A 12,630-nucleotide genomic window follows, 5' to 3' on the forward strand; every position below is an offset into this window, starting at 1 on the left:
GCGGGGCAGGTTGCCCGGAACGGCGGCGCGGGCAGGCTTCCGTCGCACGTCCTCCCCACCCAGCAGTCCTCCCGGTACTCCCCTGGCCGCTCCGGCCCGCGGGAGCTGCCGCCGATCTCGGGCAGGAGTTTGGCATGCACGGCGACACGCGGGACCAGTCCACACCGGTGGCCGACACCCTCGACGCAGCGGTCGCGGAATCCGCCGGACGGATGGATTCTGACACTCGGACAGACGCGGCGATGCCGGGGCCCCGGGGCGCCGGGGCTATCCGTACGGAGCGACCGGACGAACCGGCCCGGCAACCCGGGGCCGACGAGAGCCGGACCGCACCGGGGACGACCCGGGCCGAGGCCCCGCGCAAGCGCACCACCACCCGCCGCAGCGCGAACGCCGCCGACCCCGCGGCACGGCCCGCGGCCGGGCGCGCCCGCGCGAAGTCCGCCGCCCCCCGCAAGACCGCCGCCCGCACGACGACAGAGAGCGACACCGTGATCGGCCGCATCCCCGTCCTGGACGTCAGCCCCCTGGTAGACGCCGGCCGCCGCCCGGCCAAGGCCGTGGTGGGCGAGACCTTCCTGGTCAGCGCGACCGTGTTCCGCGAGGGCCACGACGCCGTGAACGCCAATGTCGTGCTGCGCGACCCGCGCGGCCGCAGCGGCCCGTGGACGCCGATGCGCGAGCTGGCCGAGGGCACCGACCGCTGGGGCGCGCACGTCACCCCGACGGCCCCCGGCCGCTGGTCGTACCTGGTGGAGGCGTGGTCCGACCCGGTGGCCACCTGGCGCAAGGCCGCCTCGATCAAGCTGCCGGCCGGGATCGACACGGCGCTCGTCCTGGAGGAGGGCGCCCAGCTGCTGGAGCGCGCCGCCGCCGGGGTGCCCAAGAAGGACGGCCGGGCGGTGGTGCTGGCCGCCGCCGAGGCGCTGCGCGACCCGGGCCTGCCGCCGCTGTCCCGGCTGGCCGCCGCGCTGGCCCCCGAGGTGCAGGAGCTGCTGGTCCGCTTCCCGCTGCGCGAACTGGTGAGCGCCTCCCGGCCGCTCCCGCTCCAGGTGGACCGGCAGCGGGCGCTGTTCGGCTCCTGGTACGAGTTCTTCCCCCGTTCGGAGGGCGCGGTGGTCGACCCGGCCGGGGTGGAGCCGCCCCGCTCGGGGACCCTGCGGACCGCCGCCGAGCGGCTTCCGGCGGTCGCCGCGATGGGCTTCGACGTGGTCTACCTGCCGCCGGTCCACCCGATCGGGCGAGCCTTCCGCAAGGGCCCGGACAACACCCTGACGGCCGGTCCGCACGATGTCGGCTCACCGTGGGCGATCGGCTCGCCGGAGGGGGGCCACGACGCCGTCCACCCGGACCTCGGCACCATCGAGGACTTCGACCACTTCATGGCCGAGGCCGCCGCGCTGCACCTGGAGGTGGCGCTGGACTTCGCGCTCCAGTGCTCGCCGGACCACCCGTGGGTGAACAAGCACCCGGAATGGTTCAGCCACCGCGCGGACGGCACCATCGCCCACGCCGAGAATCCGCCGAAAAAATATCAGGATATTTATCCGATCAACTTCGACCAGGACATGGACGGAATCGTCAAGGAGACGATCCGGGTCCTCCGGTTCTGGATGGCACACGGCGTACGGATCTTCCGGGTCGACAACCCGCACACCAAACCGGTGGTCTTCTGGGAGCGGGTGCTCGCCGACATCGCCCGCACCGACCCGGACGTGCTCTTCCTCGCCGAGGCCTTCACCCGCCCCGCGATGATGCACACCCTGGGGAAGATCGGATTCCACCAGTCGTACACGTACTTCACCTGGCGCAACAGCAAGGCGGAACTCACCGAGTACCTCACCGAGCTGACCGGCGAGGCGGCCGCCCACATGCGGCCCAACCTCTTCGCCAACACCCCGGACATCCTGCACGCCTACCTCCAGCACGGCGGCCCGGCCGCCTTCGCGATCCGCGCCGTGCTGGCCGCCACCCTCTCCCCCAGCTACGGCGTGTACGCCGGCTACGAGCTCTACGAGAACGAGCCGGCCCACCCCGGATCCGAGGAGTACCTGCACTCGGAGAAGTACGAACTGCGCCCCCGGGACTGGAGCCGCACCGACACCCTCGCCCCGCTGCTCACCGTCCTGAACCGGCTGCGCCGCCGTCACCCGGCCCTCCAGCAGTTGCGTTCGCTGCGCTTCCACCCCACCGACAACGACCAGGTGCTCGCCTACTCCAAGACCGCCCTGACACCCGACGGCCTCACCGACCACCTCATCACCGTGGTCAACCTGGATCCCCACCACCCCCAGGAGGCCACCGTCACCCTGGACGGGGACGGGCCCTTCGCGGTCCACGACGAGCTCACCGGTGCCGCCTACACGTGGGGCCGGCACAACTACGTCCGGCTCGACCCCTCAGCCGAGCCGGCCCACCTCCTCACGGTTCGGAGGAACCCAGCGTGACAGTGAACGAGCCCGTCCCCGACACCTTCCCCGAGACCTCCGAGAAGAACTTGGACCCGGAGTGGTTCAAGCGTGCGGTCTTCTACGAGGTGCTGGTGCGGTCCTTCCAGGACAGCAACGGCGACGGGGTCGGGGACCTCAAGGGGCTCACGTCCAAGCTCGACTACCTGCAGTGGCTCGGCGTCGACTGCCTCTGGCTGCCGCCGTTCTTCGCCTCGCCGCTGCGCGACGGCGGGTACGACGTCTCCGACTACAAGGCGGTGCTGCCGGAGTTCGGCGACCTCGCCGACTTCATGGAGTTCGTGGACGCCGCGCACGCCCGCGGCATGCGGGTGATCATCGATTTCGTCATGAACCACACCAGCGACCAGCACCCGTGGTTCCAGGCCTCCCGGGAGGACCCGGACGGCCCGTACGGCGACTTCTACATGTGGGCCGACGACGACAAGCAGTACCCCGACGCCCGGATCATCTTCGTCGACACCGAGACCTCCAACTGGACCTACGACCCGGTGCGCAAGCAGTACTTCTGGCACCGGTTCTTCTCCCACCAGCCGGACCTCAACTACGACAACCCCCGGGTCCAGGACGAGATGATCGCGGGCCTGCGGTTCTGGCTGGACCTCGGCATCGACGGGTTCCGGCTGGACGCGGTGCCGTACCTGTTCGCCCGGGAGGGCACCAACTGCGAGAACCTGCCGGAGACCCACGAGTTCCTCCAGCGGGTCCGCAAGGAGATCGACGCCAACTACCCGGACACCGTGCTGCTCGCCGAGGCCAACCAGTGGCCGGAGGACGTCGTCGACTACTTCGGCGACTTCGCCTCCGGCGGCGACGAGTGCCACATGGCGTTCCACTTCCCGGTGATGCCGAGGATCTTCATGGCGGTCCGCCGGGAGTCCCGCTACCCCGTCTCGGAGATCCTCGCCAAGACGCCCGGCATCCCGCACGGCTGCCAGTGGGGCATCTTCCTGCGCAACCACGACGAGCTGACCCTGGAGATGGTCACCGACGAGGAGCGCGACTACATGTACGCCGAGTACGCCAAGGACCCGCGGATGCGCGCCAACGTGGGCATCCGCCGGCGGCTCGCCCCGCTGCTGGAGAACGACCGCAACCAGATCGAGCTCTTCACCGCCCTGCTGCTCTCGCTGCCGGGCTCGCCGGTGCTCTACTACGGGGACGAGATCGGCATGGGGGACAACATCTGGCTGGGCGACCGGGACGGCGTCCGGACCCCGATGCAGTGGACCCCGGACCGCAACGCGGGTTTCTCCTCCGCCGACCCGGGCAGGCTCAGTCTGCCGCCCATCATGGATCCGGTGTACGGCTATCAGGTGACCAACGTCGAGGCGCAGCAGAGCAGTTCGAGTTCGCTGCTGCACTGGACGCGTCGCATGATCGAGATCCGCAAGCTCAACCCGGCATTCGGCCTCGGCAGCTACACCGAACTGCCCTCCAGCAACCCCGCGGTGCTGGCCTTCGTGCGCGAGCACGAGGGGGACCTGGTCATGTGCGTGAACAACTTCTCCCGCTTCGCGCAGCCGACCGAACTGGACCTGAGGCAGTACGGCGGGCGGTATCCGGTCGAGCTGATCGGCGGGGTGCGCTTCCCCTCGATCGGCGAGTGGCCGTACCTGCTCACCCTCGCCGGCCACGGCTTCTACTGGTTCCAGCTCCGCCGGCCCCCCAGGCTGAGCGGAACCAGGCGATCGAAGTAACGATCCGGCAGCCCGCCGCAGGCCCCACCGAAGCCTCCGGGGGCGCGAGTTCGCATCCCGCGCCCCCGGTCGTCTCTGCACCACCGCGTACGGAGAACAGCCCAACGGCCACCCACACGAAGGCGTGACACCCGGGCCCACCGCTCGCGTGCCGCAGCCGCCGCGCCGCCGCAATCCGGAAGACTGACGGACCCGGCCAGACCCGTCGGGCGATCCGCCCAGCTTTTCCGGGGAAAGGGAGTCATGTCCGAAACCTCCCGTTCGCAAGCCCCCCTGCACCGTGACGCCCCCGCCGGCCCCGCCGCGGCGGCCGCCCCGCGGGGCACCGGGGTCCGGAGGACCGCCCTGGGGGTCAGCGAACTCGTCCAGGCGGCGCTGCCGCTGATCGCCGAGTGGCTCCCCACCCAGCGCTGGTACGCCGGGAAGGGCCGGCCGATCACCGGCCTCACCCCCGTGGTCGGCACCCCCCTGCAGGTCGGCGACCCCGCCCTGCTGCACCTGCTGCTCCGGGTCGAGCACGCCGCCACCGCCGGCGCGCCGCACGGGGACCTGTACCAACTGCTGCTCGGCATCCGCTCGCAGGGCCCGGCCGGCATCGAGCCGGCCGCCGTCCTCGGCCGGCTCACCCAGGGTCCGTACGACGGGGCGGCGCTCTACGACGCGGTGCACGACCCGGAGCTCACCGGGCGGCTGCTGGAGCACCTGGCCACCGGCGACCGGTTCGGCTCGCTGTCCTTCCGCCGCACCCCGGGCTCCGGGCTCCCCACCAACCTGCCCGGCCGCGCCTCCACCGCCGAGCAGTCCAACAGCTCGGTCATCTACGGCACCTCGTACATCCTGAAGCTGTTCCGCCGCGTCCACCCCGGCACCAACCCCGACCTCGAACTGTCGCTCGCGCTCTCCCGGGCCGGCTCGACCCGCATCCCCCGGGTCGCCGCCTGGTTCGAGAGCCGCCTGGAGCGCGCCGAGCCGGCCACCCTCGGGCTGCTCCAGCGCTACCTGCCCGAGGCCGAGGACGGCTGGGAGCTCGCCCTCGACCAGGTCGGCCGGCTGAAGGGCGACCCGTCGCCGGGCAACTTCGCGATCGAGGCGCACCGGCTCGGGCGGGCCACCGCCGAGGTGCACCGGGTGCTCGCCCGCTCGATGCCGGTCGCCCGGCTGGACCGCACCCAGACCCGGCAGCTGGCCACCGCGATGGCCGACCGGCTGGACAGCGCGGTCGCCGCCGTCCCCGGGCTGATGCGCTACCGCGGCGCGCTGCGCTCGGCCTTCCAGCAGATGGCCGACGCCCACCCGGACGGCCTGCCGGTCCAGCGGATCCACGGCGACCTGCACCTCGGCCAGGCGATGCGCACCCCGCACGGCTGGGTGCTGCTGGACTTCGAGGGCGAGCCGGCCAAGTCGGTCGCCGAACGGCGCGAGCCGCAGACCGCGCTGCGGGACGTCGCCGCGATGCTCCGCTCCTTCGACTACGCGGCCGCCCACCTGCTGGCCGGCGGGCCGCCCGACCCGGAGCTGGCGCATCTGGCGGCCGCCTGGGCGCAGCGCAACCGGACCGCCTTCTGCGCCGGCTACACCGCGGGCGGCGGCACCGATCCGGCCGCCTCGCCGGAGCTGATGCGCGCGCTGGAGATCGACAAGGCGGTGTACGAGGTGGTGTACGAGGCCCGGCACCGGCCGAGCTGGCTGCCGATCCCGCTGGCCGCGATCAACCGGCTGGCGCTCACCGTCTGACGTCCCCCGTCCCTCCGCCCCGCTCCCAGAGAGGTCCCCCCGTGACGCCGCTCGACCCGCCAGGCCGCACCACCCGCCCCGTGCCGGCCACCTTCCTGGCCGGCCCGGACTCCCCGAAGCGTGAGCCCGCGACCGCCCGGCGGGCCGAGCCGGACCGCACCGAGCCGGACCGCACCGGACCGGACGCCCCCGCGGCCGACGCCCCCGCGCCGGTGCCCGCCGGGGCGCTGCGGCTGCCCGAGGCGCCGCTGCCGCCGGGCGAGGTGGACCGGCTGGTCGGCGGCCAGCACCACGACCCGCACGCCCTGCTCGGCGCCCACCCCGTGCACGGCGGCACCGCGATCCGGGTGCTCCGGCCGTTCGCCGAACGGGTCGTGGTGGAGACCGGGCAGGGCCCGGTGGAGCTCACCCACCAGCAGGGCGGCCTGTTCACCGGCCTGCTCGCCGCCCCGGAGGCGCCCGACTACCGGCTGCTGGTCAGCTACCCCGGCGGCGAGCCGCTCCGCCAGGACGACGGCTACCGCACGCCGCCCACCCTCGGCGAACTCGACCTGCACCTCATCTCGGAGGGCCGGCACGAGCAGCTCTGGCGGGCGCTCGGCTCGCACCTTCGCACCGTGGACGGCGTGCCCGGCACCGCGTTCGCCGTCTGGGCGCCGAACGCCGTCGGCGTGCGGCTGATCGGCGACTTCAACCACTGGGACGGCACCGGCCACCCGATGCGCTCGCTCGGCTCCTCCGGCGTCTGGGAGCTGTTCGTACCGGGCCTCGGCGAGGGCACCCAGTACAAGTACGAGATCCACACCCGGCAGGGCTGGGTGCTGGACAAGGCGGACCCGCTGGCCCGCGCCGCGCAGGTCCCGCCCGGCACCGCCTCGGTCGTCACCACCTCCGCCCACCGCTGGCAGGACGGCGAGTGGATGGCCCGCCGGGCGCGCACCGCGCACCACCGCGCCCCGATGTCGGTGTACGAGCTGCACCTGCCGTCCTGGCGCCCCGACCTCACCACGTACCGCGCCATCGCCGCCGAACTCCCGGGGTACCTGAAGGAGTTGAACTTCACCCATGTGGAGTTCATGCCGGTCATGGAGCACCCGTTCGGCGGCTCCTGGGGCTACCAGGTGTCCGGCTACTACGCGCCCACCGCCCGGCTCGGCGGCCCGGACGACTTCCGCTTCCTGGTCGACACCCTGCACCAGCACGGCATCGGCGTCATCGTCGACTGGGTGCCCGCGCACTTCCCCAAGGACGACTTCGCGCTCGCCCGCTTCGACGGCGAGCCGCTGTACGAGCCGGCCGACCCGCAGCGCGCCGAGCACCCGGACTGGGGCACCCTGGAGTTCGACTACGGCCGGATCGAGGTGCGCAACTTCCTGGTCGCCAACGCGGTCTACTGGTGCGAGGAGTTCCACGTCGACGGCCTGCGGGTGGACGCCGTGGCCTCCATGCTCTACCTCGACTACTCGCGCGACAGCGGCGCCTGGACCCCCAACCGGTTCGGCGGGCGGGAGAACCTCGACGCGGCCGCCTTCCTGCAGGAGATGAACGCCACCGTCTACCGGCGCTGCCCCGGCGTGATCACCGTCGCCGAGGAGTCCACCGCCTGGGACGGCGTCACCCGGCCCACCGACCAGGGCGGCCTCGGCTTCGGCCTCAAGTGGAACATGGGCTGGATGCACGACTCGCTGGTCTACATGAGCAAGGACCCGGTGCACCGCAAGTACCACCACAACGAGATCACCTTCTCGATGGTGTACGCCTACTCGGAGAACTACATCCTGCCGATCTCGCACGACGAGGTGGTGCACGGCAAGCAGGCGCTGGTCGCCAAGATGCCCGGCGACTGGTGGCAGCAGCGCGCCAACCACCGCGCCTACCTCGGCTTCATGTGGGCCCACCCCGGCAAGCAACTGCTGTTCATGGGACAGGAGTTCGCCCAGGGTGCGGAGTGGCACCACGAGCAGGGCCCGCAGTGGTGGGTGCTCGACGAGCAGTGGCCGGCCCACCGGGAGCACCGGGGCGTGCGCCGGCTGGTCGGCGACCTCAACCGGTGCTACCTGGACACCCCGGCGCTCTGGGAGCAGGACAACAGCCCGGCCGGTTTCCAGTGGCTGGACGGCGGCGCCGCCGAGGACAACCTGCTCTCCTTCGTCCGGTACGCCGCCGACGGCACCCCGCTGGTCGCCGTCTGCAACTTCTCCCCCGTCGTCCGGCACGCCCACCGGATCGGCCTGCCCGAGCTGGACGGCCGCGACCAGCTCTGGGAGGAGGTCCTCAACACCGACGCGGTGGAGTACGGCGGCAGCGGAACGGCCAACTCCCGTCCGGTGAAGGCGGAAGCGCTCGCCTGGAACGGTCGCCCACGCAGCGCCGAGCTGGTGCTGCCCCCGCTCGCGACCCTCTGGCTCCGCCCGGCGTGACGTTCTAGGCTCCCCGCCTGAGACGTCGACAGCGGGCGGGGGGCCTTCTGTGGGTTTGGTGCTGGGCTGGGGCTACGTCCTGCTGCCACTGGCCTGTTGGGCCGCACTGGCCCGCACCCGGACGGTCGGCGCGGTGGTCGCCGCCGTCCTGGTCGCCCTGGCGGTGGTCCCGGTCGGACTGGAGCGCGAGTGGTTCCACAGCCGGGCCACCGCCGAGTCCCAGTCCGGCTACCCGCTCGCCGCCGGGCTGGTGGTCCTGCTCGGCACCCTGGCCGAACGGCGGCGGTGCGGACCCCGGCCCGCCCGGGGCTCCGGCCAGCCGGCCGCCGGGGCGACCATCGTGATCGCCGCCCACTCGCTGATCGGCCTCGTCATCGGCCTGCTCTACCAGCTCGCCGTCCACGAACCGTTCTCCCCGGAGCGCTCCGAGCTCTCGCTGCCGCCCGGCCTGGTCGTCCGGCACGACAGCGGACCCGACCACAGCTGCGGCCTGCACGCCTGCCGCCGCGACCTCGTGGTGGCGAGCACCGAGGGACTGCCCGGCGCCGAGGCGGCCCGCCGGCTGCGCGCCCGGCTGGCCGCCGACGGCTGGACCCCGGGCCCGAACGACAGCCTGGTCCACCGGCACGGCTGGCTGCTGGACAAGCGGATCACCCAGCTCACCCTCACCGAGCAGCCGGCCGCGGTGGCCGTCCGGCTCACCGGCCCCGACCGCTTCCCGTGATGACCTCCGGCCGCCCCGGGCGGCCTTCGGCCCCTTGCCCCCCGAGCGCCGCTCTGCTCGCGAACGGGCGTTCCCGGTGCGAGGGTATGGTCGATATGACCACTTCCTGAGACGACGGGACGGAGAGAGCCGCGTGGCGCGCAGCGTGTACGTGACCGGGATCGACCGCGGGGACGGCCGGCAGGCGGTGGAGCTCGGGGTCATGGAGCTGCTCACCCGCCGGGTGGACCGGGTCGGGGTGTTCCGCCCCCTGGTGCACGCCCGGACGCCGGGAGAGCCCTGCTCGGACCACGTGGTCGAGCTGCTGCGCGCCCGGTACCGGCTGGACCTGCCGGCCGCCGAGCTCTACGGCCTCAGCTACGAGGAGGCCGCCGCGCTGCAGGCCGCGCAGGGGCAGGACGAGCTGGTCTCGGTCCTGGTGGACCGGTTCCACGCGCTGGAGCGGCGCTGCGAGGCGGTCCTGGTGCTGGGCACCGACTTCGCCGACACCAACATCCCCGACGAGCTGGCCTTCAACGCCCGGCTGGCCAACGAGTTCGGCGCCGCGGTGCTGCCGGTGGTCGGCGGGCACGGCGAGGACGCCGACGCGGTGATCGCCGAGGTCCGCAACGCCCACCGCGCCTACACCGACCTCGGCTGCGAGACCCTGGCGATGATCGCCAACCGGGTCGCCCCGGCCGCCAAGCAGCCGGTCCAGCGCAAGCTCACCGAGAAGCTGCCGATCCCCGCCTACGTCATACCCGAGGAGCCGGCGCTGGCCGCGCCGACCGTCGCCCAGCTGGTGGACGCGACCGGCGCCGAGGTGCTGCTCGGCGACGCGTCCGGCCTGGCCCGGGACGTCCGCGGCTTCGTCTTCGGCGGCGCGATGCTGCCGACCTTCCTGGACGCGCTGACCGAGGGCGCGCTGGTGGTCACCCCCGGGGACCGCGCCGACCTGGTGATCGGCGCGCTGGCCGCGCACGCCGCCGGCGCCCCGCCGATCGCCGGCGTGCTGCTCACCCTCGGCCAGCACCCCGGCCCCAATGTGATGGCGCTGGCCGCCCGGCTCGCCCCCGGCACCCCGGTCGCGGTCGTCCCCGAGGGCAGCTGGCTCACCGCCGCCGCGCTGACCCACCTGGAGGGCAAGCTCTCGGCGGCCAGCCCGCGGAAGGCCGAGATCGCCCTCGGCCTGTTCGAACTGCACGTGGACACCGATGAGTTGACCAAGCTGATCGACACCGGCCGGTCCGAGCGGGTGACCCCGATGATGTTCGAGCACGAGCTGCTGGAGCAGGCCAGGGCGGTCCGCCGGCACGTCGTGCTGCCGGAGGGCACCGAGGAGCGGGTGCTGCGCGCCGCCGAGATCCTGCTGCGCCGCAACATCTGCGACCTCACCCTGCTCGGCGAGGCCGACGCGGTGCGCCGCAAGGCCGCCGCGCTGGGCATCGACCTGCCGGAGAGCCCGACCACCGACCGCGCCCGGGTGCGGATCGTCGACCCGGCCACCAGCCCGCTGCGCCGCCAGTTCGCCGAGCTGTACGCCAAGCTGCGGGCGCACAAGGGCATGACCGTCGAGCTGGCCCTGGACGTGGTCACCGACGTCTCCTACTTCGGCACCCTGATGGTCCAGGAGGGCATCGCCGACGGCATGGTCTCCGGCGCGGTGCACTCCACCGCCGCCACCATCCGGCCCGCCTTCGAGGTGATCAAGACCTCGCCGGGCGCGGCCATCGTCTCCAGCGTCTTCTTCATGTGCCTGGCGGACAAGGTGCTGGTGTACGGCGACTGCGCAGTCAACCCGGACCCGGACGCCCAGCAGCTCGCCGACATCGCCATCCAGTCGGCCGCCACCGCCGCCAAGTTCGGCGTCGAGCCGCGGGTCGCGATGCTCTCCTACTCGACCGGCACCTCCGGCTCCGGCGCGGACGTCGACAAGGTCCGCAAGGCCACCGAACTGGTGCGCGAGCTGCGCCCGGACATCCTGGTCGAGGGGCCGATCCAGTACGACGCCGCGGTGGACGCGCACGTCGCGGCGACCAAGCTGCCGGGCTCGCCGGTGGCCGGCCGGGCGACCGTGCTGATCTTCCCGGACCTCAACACCGGCAACAACACCTACAAGGCGGTCCAGCGCTCGGCCGGGGCGGTCGCCGTCGGCCCGGTGCTCCAGGGGCTGCGCAAGCCGGTCAACGACCTGTCGCGCGGCGCGCTGGTGCAGGACATCGTCAACACGGTGGCGATCACCGCCATCCAGTCGCAGGAGCGCGGGTCCCAGCCGCGCGGTGAAGGGGGCGCGTCATGAGCGCGGGCACGCGGGTCCTGGTCCTGAACGCCGGCTCCTCGTCGGTGAAGTACCAGCTGATCGACATGCTGGACGGCGACCGGCTGGCCTCCGGCCTGGTGGAGCGGATCGGCGAGGCCGGCGGCCGGCTGGTGCACACCCCGCGCGGCGCGGCGGAGCGGGAGACCGTCCAGGCCTTCCCCGACCACGGCGCGGCCCTCAAGGCGGTCGCCGAGGAGCTGGCCGCCGACGGGCTGGGCCTGGACTCGCCCGAGCTGGCCGCGATCGGCCACCGGGTGGTGCACGGCGGGCTGCGGTTCACCGAGCCGACCGTGATCACCGACGACGTGCTCAAGGAGATCCGCCGGCTGATCCCGGTGGCGCCGCTGCACAATCCGGCCAACATCACCGGCATCGAGGTGGCCCGCGCGCTGCGCCCGGACCTGCCGCAGGTGGCCGTCTTCGACACCGCCTTCCACGCCTCGATGCCCGAGTACGCCGCCCGGTACGCGATCGACAAGGCGGTGGCCGACGAGCACCGGGTGCGCCGCTACGGCTTCCACGGCACCTCGCACCAGTACGTCTCGCGGGCCACCGCGCGACTGCTCGGCAAGGACCCGGCCGAGGTCAACGTGATCGTGCTGCACCTGGGCAACGGCGCCTCCGCCTCGGCGGTGGCCGGCGGGCACTGCGTCGACACCTCGATGGGCCTGACCCCGCTGGAGGGCCTGGTGATGGGCACTCGTTCGGGTGACATCGACGCGGGCGTGGTCTTCCACCTGCACCGGGTGGGCGGGCTGTCGATCGACGGCATCGACGACCTGCTCAACCGCCGCAGCGGCCTGCTGGGCCTGTGCGGCGACAACGACATGCGCGAGATCATGCGCCGCGCCGACGAGGGCGACCCGGACGCGAAGCTGGCCTTCGACGCGTACGTCCACCGGCTGCGCAAGTACATCGGCGGGTACTACGCGGTGCTCGGCCGGGTGGACGCGATCGCCTTCACCGCGGGTGTCGGGGAGAACGCGGCACCGGTGCGGGCGGCCGCCACGGCCGGTCTCGAGGAGCTCGGCATCGCCGTCGACCCGGAGCTCAACTCGGTACGCTCGCGCGAGCCGAGGATCATCTCCCCCGCCCTGCTCCCCTCGGGGGGCAGCGCGCGGGTGGCGGTCGCCGTCGTCCCCACCGACGAGGAGTTGGAGATCGCCCGGCAGGCCTTCGCCCTGGTGCACCAGTTGTCCGAAAACTGACCCCCCGTCGTCTCGATCCGCGGACTCCTGGCCGGCGATTCCGCTCCATTCGCGCCGAATGCACCAATAACACGAAC

At 72.9% G+C, this 12,630-nt stretch carries 7 protein-coding genes; all 7 read left to right on the forward strand.

The window, feature by feature from the left end; translation table 11 throughout:
* Positions 1-491 precede the first annotated feature (491 nt).
* Positions 492-2,447: an alpha-1,4-glucan--maltose-1-phosphate maltosyltransferase gene (locus ABTX81_RS26720; RefSeq protein ID WP_350550348.1), complete on the forward strand. Its 1,956-nt coding sequence runs from the start codon at positions 492-494 to the stop codon at positions 2,445-2,447.
* The gene (gene treS / locus ABTX81_RS26725; protein ID WP_350550257.1) at positions 2,444-4,168 is read left to right on the forward strand and encodes a maltose alpha-D-glucosyltransferase; all 1,725 of its coding nucleotides are present in this window, start codon (positions 2,444-2,446) and stop codon (positions 4,166-4,168) included. The genes ABTX81_RS26720 and treS overlap by 4 nt, the downstream gene beginning before the upstream one ends.
* 243 nt (positions 4,169-4,411) lie before the next feature.
* Positions 4,412-5,902 carry a maltokinase N-terminal cap-like domain-containing protein gene (locus ABTX81_RS26730; protein ID WP_350550260.1) on the forward strand — a complete coding sequence of 497 codons (1,491 nt, stop codon included), beginning with the start codon at positions 4,412-4,414 and terminating at the stop codon, positions 5,900-5,902.
* A 41-nt stretch (positions 5,903-5,943) separates the two neighbouring features.
* Positions 5,944-8,322, forward strand: a complete 2,379-nt coding sequence (gene glgB, locus ABTX81_RS26735) for a 1,4-alpha-glucan branching protein GlgB (RefSeq protein ID WP_502892868.1) — start codon at positions 5,944-5,946, stop codon at positions 8,320-8,322.
* Positions 8,323-8,371: 49 nt separating this feature from the next.
* On the forward strand, positions 8,372-9,046 hold the full coding sequence (locus ABTX81_RS26740) for a hypothetical protein (protein ID WP_350550263.1): 675 nt from the start codon (positions 8,372-8,374) through the stop codon (positions 9,044-9,046).
* Between the two features lie 133 nt (positions 9,047-9,179).
* Positions 9,180-11,324, forward strand: a complete 2,145-nt coding sequence (pta, locus tag ABTX81_RS26745; RefSeq protein WP_350550266.1) for a phosphate acetyltransferase — start codon at positions 9,180-9,182, stop codon at positions 11,322-11,324.
* Positions 11,321-12,553, forward strand: coding sequence for an acetate kinase (locus ABTX81_RS26750; protein ID WP_350550269.1), 1,233 nt, complete (start codon positions 11,321-11,323; stop codon positions 12,551-12,553). The genes pta and ABTX81_RS26750 overlap by 4 nt, the downstream gene beginning before the upstream one ends.
* The last annotated feature ends 77 nt before the right edge of the window (positions 12,554-12,630 follow it).

This window comes from Kitasatospora sp. NPDC097605, from assembly GCF_040302725.1.
Lineage (GTDB): Bacteria > Actinomycetota > Actinomycetes > Streptomycetales > Streptomycetaceae > Kitasatospora.

Excerpts from the sequence above, each read along its gene's own strand:
- ABTX81_RS26730 (WP_350550260.1), top strand. The coding sequence starts at position 4,412 with ATGTCCGAAACCTCCCGTTCGCAAGCCCCCCTGCACCGTGACGCCCCC.
- ABTX81_RS26750 (WP_350550269.1), top strand. The coding sequence starts at position 11,321 with ATGAGCGCGGGCACGCGGGTCCTGGTCCTGAACGCCGGCTCCTCGTCG.